This is a genomic window from Parabacteroides vesiculifaciens (assembly GCF_049860805.1).
Classification (GTDB): domain Bacteria; phylum Bacteroidota; class Bacteroidia; order Bacteroidales; family Tannerellaceae; genus Parabacteroides.
Genome location: NZ_CP187555.1, coordinates 914,585 through 932,107, shown reverse-complemented (window position 1 = coordinate 932,107; position 17,523 = coordinate 914,585). Strand labels below are relative to the sequence as shown.

Sequence of the window (17,523 nt, the reverse complement as noted above, 5' to 3'; positions counted from 1 at the left end):
TACCTGCCGGGAAAACGATATCCCGGATTATTCCGATTTTATACTTTTCACCGGATTCTCGTTCGCCACATACCAGGAACGAAGCACGACGCAGAAGCCGATCACAGCCAGCAACGCCAAACCGCCCAGGACAAAGATGAAGACGTTAAGCGAAATCTTTTCAGGGAAATTCTCCAACCACTTATCCCCTGCCAGATACGTGCCGGCCAAACCGATCATGACAGCCGGCAGACCGATGATGATAATATTACGCAACAACAACTTCAGCACATCGGTCGCCGTCGCCCCGTTCACCTTGCGGATCGCGATCTCCTTGCTGCGCCTGCGTATCTCGTCCGATACATAGCCGACAAGCCCCATCAGCGTAATCAACAACATGAAAACAGCCGCCACAACCACCGAATTACGGAAACGCTCGGTGTCGCGATACGATTCATGAAGTTTGTCACGATAAGTAGTCAACACGATATCCTGATCCGGCAGCAACTCGCGCAGACGGTTTTCAAGCCTTGTGAAAGATTCGGGCGACATCTGCTGAAGCCGTATGCTCATATAAAAACTGTTCCAGCCACCAAGCCCGACGATCACGACCGGTGTCTGAGGGGTAAAGATTGAGCCGACGATAAAATCGTCGAGTACACCCGAGATCACGACATCAAACAGTCCTTTGCATTTATAAATCCTGCCGACCGGATTACCTTCCCAGCGCAGGACTTCCAAGAAACGTTTATTGACTAAGGCCGGAAACAGATCTCCTCCAAGACGCGTCGGGATATTCCCGCCTTGCACGATATTCAAGCCTAACGTATTGACATAGCAAGAGTCGGCGAACTCAAAACGCAAAGTCGTCAGCGTCTCCTGCGTCTCCGGATCGATAAAATGCGTGCCGCTGAAAAAGTTGCAAACCAACTGTCCGGAAAACGTTATATTCTCGACCTCCGGAGAACGCATCAACTCTGTCCTTACCATTTCCTGCCGGGCATTCGGGATGCTGTCGAGTTGGCAAAACGCTAAATTGTCTGGCTGGTAGCCCATGTCCTTATCCAAAATCCGGTTATACTGCATCAGGATAACCCCCAAGAACATCAACATGAAAGCGGCACACGCTATCTGGACACCCAGCAAACCCTGCTTCCAGCCACGTTTGCTATAGTTATAGAAACGGAACGCCTGCGTCACAGGGATAGCAGAGAAAATACGGGCTGGCACACCCCCCGAAAGCAACACAACCAGCAGAACCAGTCCCAGTGAAACGAACAACTGTCGTCCGGCAAAAAGCGAGCCGAGCGTCACTCCCGTCAGCTCCGTAATCCAATCCTCTCCGGCCAATATCAACAAAACCGTACAAACCAGCGAAATCAGGATCAGTATTACCGTTTCGGACAAATTCATCATGAAGATATTGCCGGAACTGGCTCCGTTACTTTTATATATCGCCATTGTACGGGCACGGATGGCCAGGGAAGAAATGGACATCATCACATAATTCAACGAAACGGACACTAAGATCAAAGTGGCCAAAATAGAAAGTACGAGCAACGTCAGTTTCGTTTCCTTATTATCCGTATGCAGCGTCGTGACAGGTTTCAGATAACAATCGAACATATACCCGTCCTTCTTCATAGACTCGCGATCCATGTGACGTTCTAACATGGCTGGAAGCGCCTTTTCGTTGATCTCTTTCAGGTCGGCATTCGCTTGCAGGCGGACATACCCGACATAGCCGTCTCCCCCATTCCAGCTATTACGGCTGTTATTGGCAATCGAATAAATGATATCGAAATCGAGATGCGAATTTTCAGGTACATCCTCGAACGTCCCGACCACCGTCAAGGCAGATTTTTGTTTTTTATCGTTGAACAGCACTTTTCCTATCGGGTCTTCCCCCTTAAAGATACGGCGTGAAAGAGACTCGGAAAGGAATACATTCCCCCCTGTCTTCAACCCCATGTCATCACCGGAAAGGATTTTAAACGGAAGGGTTTTGAAGAACATCGTATCGGCAAGGATCGCCTTGACCGTATAGCGGTTTTCACCTTCAAAGATTACCCGCTCTCCATTTCCCGTGGTACTGGTCCCAGCCACTACGCCCGGTATTTCGAGCGGCATGGTCGGGGCTATCGGCTGGAAGGAATAGCATTGCTCGGTCGAATGGGACGTCTCGGTCCCTACTCCGGTCGTATAGATCATTTGCACCTGGTAAATATTCTCCGCATCCGGCAGGAACTTATCATAACTCAAATCGAACGAAATACGAGCAAACAGGATCAAACCGATCGCCAGTCCTAACGTAAGGGTGAAAACCTTGATCAGATTATTTCCCCACGCATTTTTCAGATAGCTGATGGTATAAAATAGTTGTTTCATAACTGAATATATTATCTATATAAAAGACACCCTAACCCGGCAATCATAACATCTTCCCTTTGTGTTATTCCGACTTTAGGCTATCGACAGGGTTAGAATTCGACACTGCCCATGCGCGGTACAGGACACAAGCAACGATCAAAATATAGACTATCATTGCTCCGGCCAGGAATATCAAAAATCCGATAGGCGCCTTTTCCGAAAATTTCTCCAACCATCCCGTACCGGAATAATAAGCGACCGTCATACCGATCACAATGGCCGGAATCGCAATATAGGAGATGTCTTTGGAAATCATCTTCAAGATACTCCAAGCTGTCGCTCCGTTCACCTTACGGATAGCGATTTCGCGTCCGCGGCGGTTCGTTTCGTCGCTGGTATATCCCAACAAGCCGATCAAAGCGATGATCAACGTCACGATACCCCCGATCATAACCGAATCGCGAAACGTACGGGAATCCTTATACAGGTCTATCATATCCATATAATAAGCCGTCACTGTTATGTTCCGGTCAGGTATCACCTCTTCCAATACCTTTTGAGCTTTCTTCATATTCTCCGGCGACATCTCGTGGAACTTGATCAGGATCGTCGGGGCATATTTATCATAGAACAGGGCGGTCGGACGGACATCCGGATTACCGGTACTTCCGAGGCAAATATCTTCATATATGCCGCAGATCGTAAACGGTTCGCCATTATTGGAATGTTCCGTAATAATAACGTTCTTACCGATCGCACTGCCTGTCCAGCCAACCAACTGTTCCATTTTCTTCACGAAAGAGCGGCTGACCATCACTTTATTCGAAGCCGATCCGTCCGAACGGAACACTTCTCCTTCAATAATCGGAATCTCCATCAAAGAGAAAAAATCATCTTTCACCCAGTACATGTCGGCTATATTAAACAGCTCGCGATCATCTCCGGGAAGCGAAACATTATTACCCGACATTCCCCAAATCGGTAAATCATAACAAGCCGAAACCTTATCTACTTCGGGTATCTTGCGCAATTCCTCGATTGCCGTATTCCGAACGGATTCTTCCACTCCCTGTGTCGGGCTATAAGCCAACTTTTCGTAGGCATATCCGGGATCGACATTCACCATATAGTCATATTGCTTATTGATCACCGACAACAATGCCACCAGATAGGCAGTCGCCAAAAACTGTATGAACAACAAACAAAGTTTCCAGTACCTGCGTGACTCTTTAAAGTTACGGAATGCGGCGGCTACCGGAATGCGCAGGAACATATAGGTCGGTATCAAACCCGTAATGAAGAAGATCACGATACAAACTGCAACTAAAATCATAACAGTCTGTGCCGAGAACAAAGCCCCCAATGTGGCGCCCAACAGCTCTTCCGTTTTCGTACGGAACAAAATAATCAGGAAAGCGGCAAGCAGCAGCGAGATCAGCATGTGCAAACAGGTCTCCGACATAATCATGCCGAACAGGTTCTTATCGGAAGCTCCGTAACATTTATGGACAGCCACCTCCTTGGTCCGGTTGATCAGCGTGGAAATCACGATCAGCACATAATTCATCGCAGCCGTAAAAATCAGTACGAAAGCTAAGAATATCAACAGGGAATTCATGCTCTTCACTTCTTTGTCGTTACTGTGCATATCCATTAAGGGGACGAGGCTGTAAGTCAGATCGACACCCGATTTCTGCAGTTCCTCAAGATCGCAATGGCGCCCCTGCATCTCCCGTATCGCCGTGGTCAGGCTTTCGGGATCTACACCCGGATAGAGTTTCACATATCCCAGATAGCGGTCATTACCCAACCAGTTTTCACGGCTCCATTTATTCATCCCTTCGAGCGAGACCAGAATCTCGAAACGCAGGTGGGAATTTTCCGGTACGTCTTCAAACACGCCACCGATCGTATAAGTCTGTCCCGGGCTGGATTCGAATTCAAATTTCCGGTCCATAGCATTTTCAACTCCTCCCAGCAGATTGGCGATACGGCTGGAAACCATCACATAACCCGGACGTGCCAACACCTGTTTCGGGTTACCGATCAGGATAGGACGCGGCAACAGGTCGAACACATTCGTGTCGGCCATCATCACATAGCGGGCGGAATAGCGGCTCCCATCTTCCGTTTTGAACAATTCCTTATCTCCGCCAATATAGGTCAGACGGGTTGCTTTTTCTACTTCCGGTATCTCGACCTGCATACCTGTAGCCACTCCTCCACTCACCTGTCCATAAGACTTATACTCATTATTCCGGATGATATTCTCATGTAAGCGGTAAATACGGTCGCTGTCCGGATAAAATGTATCAAACGAACGTTCAAAACAAACTTTTGATATAAGGACAAGCCCCATTGCCAGTCCGACTCCCAGGGATAATATCTTTATCCCGTTACTTCTGCCTTTCTTAAAAAGAGAACGTAATGCGATGTTCAAGTTTTTCATATCTTGTATTTATTATATTCTGCCTATTAAAAAACCAAAAAGCGTGCCAAAAGGAATAACGAGCTAAAATACAGACAAATAAAACCACGATCATTTTTTGAAAGTGTCCAATTATTTGACAGTGGTGTACAATAATTAGACACTTAGGATTTATTCGGATTTCAGGCTTTTCACCGGATTATCATTGGCAATCTCCCAAGTGCGCAGTACGACCGTTGCCAACACCAACAGCCAGATCGCCAATGCACTGCCAACAAAGATAAACACGCTCAACGGTATCTTTTCGGAGAACTGCTGCAACCAGTTTTCTCCCATTATATACGAACCGATCACCCCGAATATCACAGCCGGAACAGCCATATAGAGCACATCTTTCGAGATAATCACCAATATATTACCGACTGTCGCCCCGTTTATCTTCCGGATCGCTATCTCTTTGCTGCGGCGATTCGTCTCATCCGAAATATAACCGATCAATCCGATCAGGGTGATCAGGAATGTTACAATACCTCCCAACATGATGGAATTACGGAACAGACGGGAATCGGAATACAAATTCTTTATGCTTACATCATAGGACGCTATGGTTATGTCTTTATCGGGAAAAAGATTTTTTATGGTCTGCTCGACAAGTTTCATATTTTCGACTGTCAGTTCTTTATGCAATTTGACAGAAACCATGCGCCCCGGTTGACTTGAATAAAACAGGACTGTCGGAGACATAATTTCCGAACTGATAGCACCGACACGAACATCATCATACACCCCAAGAATCTCGAAATCGTTCGGCATCCCATGTCCGCTCAGGTATATCTTTTTCCCGACAACCCCCTCTTTCCAATCCAATATGAGCGCGAGTTTTTCCGCCGTTGTCCGGCTAACCATAGCCACACGTGACGAATCCGAATACGAGCGGTCGAAAGCTTTTCCTTCAATAACTTTAATGTCCATTAAAGGAATATAATCGGCATTTACATATCCCATATCCGAAATATGCAAGATGGCATCATCCCCTCCTTGACGAAAAATCATATTGCCGTTACCAGACTCGATCGGTAACCTGTCAGAAGCTGCGACGGACTTCACTTCCGGCAATTTAGCCAATTCATCCATCACCGTCTGTATTGCAGTACTGTTCACGCCCGGAATGCTTGAATAGAGAACCCGGTCATACGAATAACCCGGATCATCCGTTACCATCCGATGATACTGCAAACCGATAATCAGTAACAAGGTTACCAAAAAGCCGACTGCAATAAACTGGATGAACAATAACACTTTTTTCCAAATCCGTCGCGATTCCCTGTAAGAACGGAAAGCGGCAGCAACCGGTATTCGCGAAAAAAGCTGGGAAGGGAGCAAGCCTGCAAACAAAAATACCAAGACACAAACACCCGCCAAAAGTAAAACGGTTTGAACCGTAAATAATCCTCCCAATGACGCCCCTAACAGTTCTTCGACCATCCCGCGAAAAGAAAGGATCAAAAGGGCGGAAACAATCAGGGATACCATAAGATTCAAAAACGCTTCAGAGAATATCATATCCGAAATATTCCAAGTGGACGCGCCGTAGCATTTATGAACAGCAACATCTTTCGAACGTGTCACCAACGATGAAATCACCAACAGTATATAATTCATCAAAGCGGCAAACAGTATGGCAAACGCGATCAACAACAGCATCACAGCCATTCCTTTTACCGCAGAAGAAGTAGCATAAACTTCTTTTAAGGGTTTCAGCGTCAAACTATATTCAAGACCCATTTCCTCCAATTTTTCAGAAGGGACATGCCTGTCCAGCATTTTTGCCATTTCAGCTTCAAGGTTGGCTTGCTCCAATCCGGGTTGCACTTTAACATAAGCCTTATAGCTATCAGCACCAAACCACCCCTCTTCATTGCTCCAGCCCCTTACTTCTTTATTGGAGCAAAGCGAAAGCATCACATCATATCTCAGGTGTGAATTTTCAGGAACATCTTCAAATACACCTCCGATATTGATTTTCTTCCCTGGGTAATTAATAATTTCGAATGTCATCCCGACAACATCCTTTCCCTGACCAATCTTCTCAGCCATACTTTCGGAGACAAGCGCGTATGAAGGTCTCGAAAGTATTTCTTTGACATTTCCAACCAACACCTTACGCGGCAAAACATCAAAAAAGCATTCGTCCGCCATAATAAAGTCGCCTTCATACCGATTCTTGTCCGACGTAAAAAATACACATCCCCCCAATTGCTGACCGCGAGTAGCAGCAACAACTCCCGGAACCTCTGCTTTCATTCCCGGCGCTATACCTCCACTGACATGGTCTCCATCTTCCAACTTCTTTTCACCCAATGTCATATTTTCCCGTATCTGATAAATACGGTCTCCATCCGGATAAAAGTCATCATAAGACAATTGAAAACATACCTTGGCAATCAGCACCAACCCCATAGCAAGTCCGACTCCCAAAGATAAAATCTTAATTCCATTGTGTCTTCCTTTTCTAAAAAGCGAGCGGACAGCGATCTCCAAGTTTTTCATATCTGTAGTTTTTTTGATTTGACTATACTTAATTATAATAGAATTTATTCAAAAAGTATGCCAAATAACATAATTACATAATAATCAGCGACATATACATTAGAATCTATGACCGGAATGTCCAATTATTTGACAGTGGTGTATAAATATTAGACAGTGAAAACACTATCCGGAAAGCTCTCCTGGCTGCGACCATTACCTGCTAAAAAGATAGTCCATATCTGATATAAAATGAATCTATCCGATTAGCTTCATTAATAAAAAAATGACAATAACCCCTTTTTCTCCCTTTTTCTATTTCATCTGAAAATTCTGTTCATTTTTATTTTACACTTTGTCAGGCCAAATGATTTTTATTTGACAACAGCAGATATGAGACCGGCAGCTTATCCGGTTATCAACTCTGTTTTGTCAGCCTAATCGGGAAAAACAGGAAAATATGATAAAGCTCAAGTCTCGGAGAATCGAATATTTCCGGACAATGTCAAGGCGTGTTTCGTTTACGACAAAACCTTTTTGCCGTCTTGTTTCCGTGAGGTGCGCAGAAAATTCCAATGACGACCGTCTTCGTTGCCGTGAGCTGCCGGGACCATGGGTAATGACGACCGTCTTCATGGCGACGAAGTCAATCTTCATGGCGATAAAGACGGTCATCATCGCGGAAAACCGGCAGAAATATGAAAAATGGTCCGTTTTGCCTTCAAAAAAGAGATACCCGAACTTTTTCATCATCAAATCCGACAATTGTTAAATAAGCCGTATTTTACAATAAGAGTATACGGATGGGAAAAGCCATTTCATTTATTTTGTACTTTTGCAGGCATGAAACGGAATATACTTGCTCTTTATCTGATCAAACTGTCCAAATGGTTCACGCTGGTTATGCCTATCATCGTGCTTTTTTACGAAAAACACGGGTTAGGATTGCAGGACGTGTTTATCCTGAAGAGTGTCTATTCGGTTGCTGCCGTTGCTTTGGAGATTCCTTCGGGTTATCTGGCAGATGTTTGGGGACGGCGCAAATGTCTGATATTGGGGTGTATCCTTTTCTTCTTCGGATATCTGTGCTATTCGTTCACCTCGACATTCACGGCTTTCCTTTTCGCTGAAATCTTGTTAGGCACAGGACAAACGCTGGTGAACGGAGCGGATTCCGCTTTATTATACGACACGACCTCCCAATACAAAAAAGAAAATTTATACTTACGATATGAGGGGCGGATCACGATGATCGGCAATTTCGCCGAAGCGCTGGCGGGTATCTTTGGCGGTTTATTGGCGGCTTATTCCCTTCGTCTTCCTTTTTATGCGCAAGCTGTGATTGCATTTACAGGCATTCCGGCGGCATTCGCGCTTAAGGAGGTCAACCGTTCCAACAAAATACAGAATCCGGTGGACGAAATTGTCCGGATCATCAAATATTCGCTGGTGACGAACAAAAAGCTTTGCTACAACATCATGTTTTCGGGGATCATCGGGGCGGCAACCCTCACGATGGCCTGGTTCGTACAGCCGGTTTTAATGTACTTGGAAACTCCCGTATCTTGGTATGGCATCATCTGGACGGTACTGAACCTGACGGTCGGTTTCGCTGCTCTCTGGTCTGACCGCGTAGACAGTTACTTCGGACCGCGCAAGATGGGAATCCTGATCCTTGTGGTAATCGTCGGCGGATATGTCGCGCTCGCTTTCAACCTGACATACGCCGGGCTTGCCATCCTGCTTGTCTTTTACATCTTCCGGGGGTTTGCCACTCCTATCCTAAAAGGATATATCAATCAAATGACTTTTTCCGACATGAGGGCGACAGTACTCTCCATCCGTAATTTCATAATCCGCCTGATGTTCGCCGCTATCGCCCCCTTTATCGGTTGGCTGAATGACATGTATTCGCTCCAGGTTGCTCTGCTGGTTTCAGCCGGGATCATATTGCTGCCGGGAGGAGTGTTTCTGGGGTTGCAGTACAGGAAGCTTTAGCCTCCTATACCTCTCCGCCCGTTTTCAAAACGGGAGATTACACAACTTGCAGATGACACCGACATTCGGCCGATGTTGGGAGTGTTCCCAATACCGACCTCCATTATATTGGTCAAAATCATCCAACCGTGTTTTCTCTTCGTTAAGTAATCCGATATGTTCGGATGTAAGGATTTCCGCAAAGATAAACGTTCCTTTATCCGGTTCCAGTATAAGCGTATTTTTGGGTTGCACACCCATCGACTTGCCTAATTCATCCACAAGTATCACACGATAACGCTTCTCGCCGTCCTTCTCGGAGATCAACAACAAATAATCGTTTCTACGTGCCGGAGCAATAAAAAACAAAGGATCGAGCGTATCAACAAATGACAACGGGGTATTATACTGCGACATTTTCTTCAAATTGGAAATTCCGACCTCACCGGTCAACCAGACCGATACCAATATTTCTTCCTTATCATCCGGATTACAAGAGAACAGCACTTTCCCTTTTTCCCTCCCCCAAACACCGATCTTCGGGCTTAAAGAGCAGGCTATCTTTCCATCGGCAAACAACGAATAAAAGACATGCTTAGGCGTATAGCCTTGTTCCGCCTTCTTTTGCAAAGGATTACATCTCATTACAGAAGTTTGGATGTTCCAGTGGAACTTACCGCTCTGACTCGGCTTTTTATCGGGAACCAGCTCGGCCAAAGCAAGCGTTTCCGGGACAGTTTCCAATCCGGGCATATCCGTTTCCGGCTTCTGCTGAACACCAGGTTCCACAACCTGTGCCTTCGGAAATATATATTCGTTACGCTCTTGGCTGAAAAAAGTCGGAAATTCAGGCTTCAAAGGAGTCGAATCAAGTTTCATCTCCCGTCGATTCCGGATAAAATCGCTGACGTTCTGCACTGGTTTCAACATGTTCGAACTTGCCGAACGCGTATAGACAGCCCCTTTGACCTTTACGACCTCATTAATAGGAGGAACCCTGAAAGCCAACACTTGTCGACCGTCTTCATATTCATACAAACGACAACGGACATATTCCTGATAGCGGTTCCAATCATCTTTCTCCCCCAACAACCGGATCACTTGCCGGTTGACCGTACGTAGATACACATCGCTATCATAATGGCAATACTTCAGTTCCTGGGTCAATCCGACCAAGTAACCGCCGTCATCCACGCCGATATAAAGGGTTCCACCATCCGTATTCATGAACGAGGCTATGACACGGGCCAAAACAACCGATTGCTCCTCCATCGCATTTTTATCGGCATGTATAAAAGCAGATGTCTTAAATTCCTTTTCCACACCTTCGTGGCCGAAACAAACAGGAACATAAGATTTTTTTCTCTTTTCATGATCATTAAAGCCCAACAGATGGTTTATACTCCGATAAGCCAATTCCTGCAAGACGACATCGCTCTCTTTCAGGAAAATCGTAATACTGAAATAACGTGCCAACTCCGACACGATAGGATTCGGATCTTCCATATAGGAACGCAACACAGACAAGGGATCCGAAAGCAACAAAGCATCCAATATGCCGATAACGGACTGGCAGAAGACGAAAGTATGCCCATATTTCTGGATTCCCAGCTTGTTCATCCGTAAGAAAAGTTCATCAAACTTCACAATATTTTCCCTGGAAAAACGACACTGGAAAGGACACGTCGCAAGGTTGTCTACATTATATATATAATCGGCACACAATCGATAATACTCCGCCAAAGACTGATCTCCGGCAAACCGGCAGAGCAGCCACAACATATTATAAGCATTGAATTGTTCGCTAACATCTTCGACTTCCCAGACCAATGAGTCTATACAATAAATAAGTTCCCGTACCAGTTTGGAGTTAATAGAGAAATCATCAGCCTCTTTCACCTCCATGACCGATATTGGGTCGGTTTTCTCTTCCGGTTCTTTTGCCTCATTGGCTACTTCAGTGGCAACATCGTTAAAAGAAAGATTCTTCAGAGCAATAACAAAAGGATTATTATTGGCCTTCTGGGCTTCGACATCATACCTTCTCTGTACTTCTTTTGTCAAAAATGAAAAAAAGTCATGGTAATTATCGAGAATTTCCCGGTTGAAAGTGTCTTCGTCTACAGCACTCACACGTGATTGGATCTTTATCTGATTTTTTAATTTTCCGGGATCCAGCCCGGCATACCCGATTTTATAATAATCGCCAATGGCATATTTATTATGGACAGACTGTTTGATTGAAGCAGTCGCCCCCGTAGACAACAACCACCGGACCATCCCGTCCGAAACATCGATGACACGAGCAAGCAAAAACTTCTGACGGACACATTCCGGGTAAATAAACTCATTGTAATCCTGCAACAACGACAATTTTATCTCTCCATAATCCGTTTGTTTGACTTTAGCACGGAATATTTCATTTACCGTATACAAATCCGCAAATCCCGGAATCATATAATAACAAGAATTGATATAAGAAAAAGGCAGACATGCTTTCTTTCCACGAAATTCTTCATCTATAATCTCTGTTTGCAGACATTGGGTATCCCTGTCTACATACAGCACACGAACCGTTACCCGCATTTCAGGCTCTAAGCAAGAGGCTTTCCGTGCAGGGACAACACTCTCTTCCTCTTCCACAAAAGAGACCTCTTTTACGGCAACCGGTATGCGATCCGTCGAAACCGACATCGGAAAATCCTCTTCCAACTGTTTCCAGTACAAACGAAAATCTTTAATGCTTTTACAGGAATCAAAAGCACAAGGAAGTTTGCTAAAAGATGCCACAAACAAGCGGTTATTCAAAATAGAAGCCTTGTCTTTCCGGCCACGCCAGGAATGGACGGAGGGAAAAAGCGGACTTAGTGTAAAACCTTCATTATCGAGCGTCAGCGTATTTGTCGTATTACTATATTGTTTCCATCTATTTTCCGGTTCCGTATCTACACACATTTCATCGTTATGGCAGTAAAGGACAATCCGCTCCAAGAACTTATTCTCATCGAAATCAGACAAATATTCCCAATCGATCCGTTCCTCCAAGGTGATCTCTCCTGTAAGCAACGTATAGGATTTATTCTTCAACAGAGAGCTGTAGGGAGATGGTATACGGGATAGATAACGACAGATACGAGCAGAAATTACCGGAATATCGCTTTCCGAATCTTCCGAATCGAGAAGCAAAAGATATGCCAATGTATCCATTTGAATCGCTTTGACCAGTATCGGATGGATTTTATGCCAGTCATTTGCAAACCATAACTCTTCAACCTGTTTTTCATAAACAGCGCACCTCTCCATCAGCAATTCCTGCAAGTCTGCTTTTTCACATTCTTTTATCAACTCATATTTAGTCAACGCACAAACCGTATCTATGACCAAAGATAAACGGCGATCGAAAAGCTCGGGGTCAAAACTCAAAAGGCATAATACCTTCCTGCAAATATCTTCTTCATGCCAAAGATGGCCACTCACCCGAAGCCTGTTTAACATGCTCTCAAGAAAAGCCTCTGTTTTCCCTTGACTGGCAATCCGGCTCATTTCCTGTTGACACAATAAATCATCCATCCATAAAAACAATTCATTCCTTTTTTCTTCTGCCTGATCCATATAAGTCACTTGCAGATAATCGGACTCTTCGCTCATCCATCTACAAATTTTGAATGCCTTTAAAAAAGCATTTTCCGGATTCTGCCCGTCTTCAATCAAGCATTTCGCCTGTTTTTCCTCAAAGCGAGCTAAAACTTCTACCCATTGCAAATCCCTATTTTTATAAAGAAGAACCGTCTCTTTCAACAAAAGATTGGAAGCCGGGTAGTATGAATTACTTTTACTGCTGAAACATGATTTATCTATGCCACAAGTATGGAATATAAAATGAGTCGTCTTATCAAAATCGACCTCCGTCATCATATCTGCTTGTAACGCCTCATGTAAAAAGAAGCTTTTCGTTGTGTTTTCCATGATACTCTTATTTAAATAATGCTTAAAGATACAAATTATCCAAATAAGAGCACAGTCATTCTTATATAAATCAAAGAAAATGCCGTACCGGCTTTCCACGGGTCTGTTTTGTTTGCTGAACGCCTTGTCGGAGCATTACAACGAAGGTTTCATTAACAAATAACCCCTAACCGGAGATCACAACAAAAGATTAGTTAACCATTAACATCTCTAAAATCTAATTATCGCATATTTTTAACAAATAGCACATTGTCGGAATATTTCCAGGCTTCACCACTTTTCGGGCTTCAAATCCAGCTACATCTAATTTTGACAATGCAGGCAGGAACCTGTATACGGCAAATGAACTGTAAACATCATCGACGGATACATTTATCCACTGACCAAAGATAATAATCTATAACTATATCAAATGGAAAGATATCAAAAAAAGTTTATAGAATTTTTTATTCCTATAAACTTTTTTTGATATCTATTCAAGTGAATCAATTAGCAGTCTGATTTTCTTTTTCTATCTGAACCTTTTGTTTCGCTTTCATACGATAATCCATATATGATTTCGTATTCAATTTTGGAAAACCATCCATCTCTAATTGCCTACCTACCTTTTCCAATGTCTGAATATTCTCTTCCAGAATAGTTCCATCCGGACGAGGACCAATATTCAACAATAAATTAGCATTCATATTTGCACAATACCTCAATAGCTCCATAACCTCTTCAGCCGATTTCTGCCGTTGTCGCGGGGAGTTATGGTATGCCCATCCTAAAGTCTGGATCGGAATGTTTAACTCTGCCGGCTTTTCTTTATTACTCTCCCAAGAAAAATCGGCGGCATCTTGTACCTTTTTAGGTAATCCGACACTTTTAAAAACAGGAGCCAATGATCCCATTTCTCTCTCTCCGGTTATAAAGTCCTCATTACCATTTGCACCTGTTTTAAACACCACTAATGCATGAGGCTGAATCTGATGAATTATATCATATATTTCCTGAATATTAAAAAGTTCAGAATATTGATATATTCCTCCCACCGTATCAAACCACACACCGGCGATTGGCCCATATTGAGTACACAATTCCATTATCTGTGTTTTTGCAAAATTCAGATAATGTTTAAAATCCTCTACATTACGATATTTATAAGACTCTGGCATCTCTTTATAATGGGGACGAGCCGGATCATACATCGTATTAGGCAGAAAATAGGGATGATGCCAATCTATACCCACAGAATAATAGATAAACAGCCCTAATCCTGCTTCCCGGCAAGCAACGGTCAGTTCTTTTACAAAGTCACGCTGAGCAGGATAATCCACGCTATTATAATCCGTCGCTTTAGTATCCCACAATGTGTAACCATCATGATGCTTCGCCACGAAAGTAATATACTTCATCTTTGCTTTTAAAGCTAAATCGACATAATCCTGCGCATTAAATTTTTCACCTTTAAATTCTCGTGCCTTTTGCTCATATTCCTTAACCGGTATTTGTTCATTATACATGACCCATTCACCTCTTCCGTATTGGGAAGCAGGTCCCCAATGAATAAAAAGGCCGAATCGAGCATCTTTAAACCACGCTAAAGCAGCTTCTTTGGGAGATTTTTCATACTGTACTTCATACCCTTTCAAGAAATAAGGCATTGTTCTCCATGTTTGTTCCTGAGCATAAACAAAACAAGAAAAACAAAAAGTAATCAATAATATCAATGTTTTCTTCATTTTTTCTCCTTTATTTATACTCTAACCAAGTTGTTGCCTCCGTGTCTGTATCCGATATGAAACGAACCCATCTTGCTTGGAATGATTCGGGAAGTTGCTGTACTAGCTTTTCTCCCGGCTTAACCGTATAAGAGGCATACTCCATCCAATCCCCATTTCCCGTCGGGTCAACCTCAACAGTTATCACTACGTTTTTATCAGACCGGTGTGATAAACAAAGTTCCTTTTTATCGTAAAAAGCAATCAGATAAGGATCAGATGCGACATTAGCTTTTACATCCGTATTTTTCCATGGACCACCCTGGCCGACCGGTTTACCCAACGTCCACAAATCATCTATGACACCCACCCAAACAGCAGCTTTTCCATCATCGGAAATGACAACATGCGGATTTTCTTTTCCATCTTCGGGAGTCACACCCGTTAAGACAAGCATACCACGATAAGATGCATAATCATTAATGCGATAATTGTGTGTCGATACAGGACGAATCTTTGCATATCCATCCGCATTTTCAGCCGGAAGCTCGTAGAAAGTCCCCATGCAAGAGAACAAGTCGCGTTCGGTTGCCACCTCACGGCAAATACGGAGCATCCCCTGTTCCGTCAGTTTTTTATACGTTTTGTTCCCTAAAGGCAATCGCCAACGACGGCCTAAATCATCTACCACCAGAACAGAACTTTCTTCTATCGATATTACTTGTTGTGGAATCGCAAATTTACTACGGATCAAATCGGCTGTCTTAGCATCATCTTTACGAACCAGTTCCAATTTATCCCCCATTTCATAATAACCGGTTTCCGAAATCTTTCCATTCACCGATACATTTGCCAACAAGCCTAAAGCACGACGATTTTCACCCAATCCGTACAATAAACCTCCGGTCGTTGTTGTCTTATCAACTGTAGTCAACCCCTTATAGATCGGATCTGAAGAAGTTGAACGGGGATCCGAAGATGTATAATTGAAACTAACCGTTGCCAATGTATTTTTATCCGTTTTTACACGAATCCATTCTCCTTTTTCAGTAGAACTAAAAGGAATAGAGACCGACTTCCCTGCATTTACTGTTACACTCTTCAAGGTCTTCCATTCATTCTTGCCAGCTTCATCTATTTCAAAAGTAAAGATCACCGGTTGTTTTCCTTCATTCTTGACCCAACCGAAACGATGTGTCCAACCACTAAAAAGGAACGGTTCTGAGACTTCACCTGCCTTCACGCTTTCCTTTGCCCAAACAGCACCTTCAGCCGTTGCCGGTCCCAATTCATCCGGTCTTGTCAAAGAGGTAAACCACAGGTTCGAGTTCGATTGACCAGGTCCCTCTATACTTCCTTTTGCTTTTCGCTTGTTCAAGAATTCTTTTTGAGCCGAATCATCACAACCGAAAACCAACTGATCATTCCAACGTGTAAAATCACCAATCACCTTCAAATAAGCAGAGCGCGGACGAATACCCGCTGAATTATCAGCCGTAAACATTCCTGGGAAATGCCAGAACATTCCATGCATCGTCATCAGATAATCAGGCTGAGACTCTGTCCCGACATTCCGAATGCGTGGCCATTCCGTATTCCACCCATGTGCTCCGTCATAACTGTGACTGGCTTTGGGCAACCGGTAGAAAGTCCATCCTTTTTGGGCATCACGGACACCCAGTAAGACTGACTTATGGTCCCATCCGGTCGCCCACAACGGATCTGTTCCCGGATTGGCATTCCCATAAATTCCACCCGGACCTGTCACCTCGACAAACTGATTCCGGCGAACCACCTTCCACTCTTTACCATTCCATTCGGCTAGAACACCAGCTTCTACATCAAATTTCTTCAAAGCTTCCTGTGTCCCTTCACCATTATTCGTAAAAAGCATCACGCCCTGCCCAGAATACAAGCCTTTACCATGCACACCGGGCAACAACGCATTGATTGGTCCGGCATCCGTATCATTTTTTTTCTGTTTTTTATTATTTCCATCCTGATACAACTCTTTTACTTCAAGTGTGTTCACATCCACTTCGTAAAAGCCCTCTTCCATTGTCCCGTAATAAATTTTATTCGCAGGATCTGTCAAATGGCGTGCATTGCCAGTATGCCGTCCTGGCATCGTTGTATAAGGCATCACACGTACTTTCCCTGTCATGTCTATTGCATACGGGCCTATAAAAAGCTGATTGCTTTCTTTATGAATCATACGGTTTGCCGGTGTTCCACCGATACTTTCCTTACGTACGATCTGTTGATAATCAGATGTCACTTCATATAATTTATCAGAAGAGCCATTCGGCAAATGAGGCCCATAAGTAATCACCCATAAACGATCCGCCCAAGGCACAACTGCTCCCGTCCCGCATTCGCCTTCATTATTATAATAAGCCAAACGAGGATAAATACCGGATATGGAATCCGGTGTCTTTTTCACATCTTTTTGAGCAGTACAACTCATCACGGATAATGCAGCCGCCACAGCTACAGAACTTTTTATTTTCACTTTCATTTTTTTCTACTAATATAACGTTAGAATAAAGGCTCCCTCCTACTCGTTTAAAC

Annotated in this window: 7 protein-coding genes; 1 reads left to right on the top strand and 6 read right to left on the bottom strand. The window is 43.8% G+C overall.

Features of this window, described 5'->3' with window-relative positions; all coding sequences use genetic code 11:
• Window positions 1-27: 27 nt before the first annotated feature.
• The 3 genes from ACPYIV_RS03670 to ACPYIV_RS03660 form a co-directional block, all read right to left on the bottom strand.
• Window positions 28-2,367, bottom strand: coding sequence for an ABC transporter permease (locus ACPYIV_RS03670; protein WP_425885598.1), 2,340 nt, complete (start codon window positions 2,365-2,367; stop codon window positions 28-30).
• Window positions 2,368-2,431: 64 nt separating this feature from the next.
• Entirely contained in the window at window positions 2,432-4,798 is a 2,367-nt protein-coding gene (locus tag ACPYIV_RS03665) for an ABC transporter permease (RefSeq protein ID WP_425885596.1), read from the bottom strand.
• Between the two features lie 150 nt (window positions 4,799-4,948).
• Window positions 4,949-7,327 carry an FtsX-like permease family protein gene (locus tag ACPYIV_RS03660; RefSeq protein ID WP_425885594.1) on the bottom strand — a complete coding sequence of 793 codons (2,379 nt, stop codon included), beginning with the start codon at window positions 7,325-7,327 and terminating at the stop codon, window positions 4,949-4,951.
• 822 nt (window positions 7,328-8,149) lie between these two features.
• On the opposite strand from ACPYIV_RS03660, the gene ACPYIV_RS03655 reads away from it, so the two are divergent.
• Window positions 8,150-9,304, top strand: a complete 1,155-nt coding sequence (locus ACPYIV_RS03655) for an MFS transporter (protein WP_301704708.1) — start codon at window positions 8,150-8,152, stop codon at window positions 9,302-9,304.
• Between the two features lie 24 nt (window positions 9,305-9,328).
• Here ACPYIV_RS03655 and ACPYIV_RS03650 read toward each other — a convergent pair whose 3' ends face one another.
• The 3 genes from ACPYIV_RS03650 to ACPYIV_RS03640 all read right to left on the bottom strand — a co-directional run bounded on the left by ACPYIV_RS03650 (window position 9,329) and on the right by ACPYIV_RS03640 (window position 17,470).
• On the bottom strand, window positions 9,329-13,249 hold the full coding sequence (locus ACPYIV_RS03650; RefSeq protein ID WP_425885592.1) for a helix-turn-helix domain-containing protein: 3,921 nt from the start codon (window positions 13,247-13,249) through the stop codon (window positions 9,329-9,331).
• A gap of 485 nt (window positions 13,250-13,734) precedes the next feature.
• Window positions 13,735-14,973: an alpha-L-fucosidase gene (locus tag ACPYIV_RS03645; protein ID WP_425885590.1), complete on the bottom strand. Its 1,239-nt coding sequence runs from the start codon at window positions 14,971-14,973 to the stop codon at window positions 13,735-13,737.
• A gap of 10 nt (window positions 14,974-14,983) precedes the next feature.
• A complete protein-coding gene (locus ACPYIV_RS03640) occupies window positions 14,984-17,470 on the bottom strand; it encodes a hypothetical protein (protein ID WP_425885588.1) in 2,487 nt (828 codons plus the stop codon).
• Window positions 17,471-17,523 lie beyond the last annotated feature (53 nt).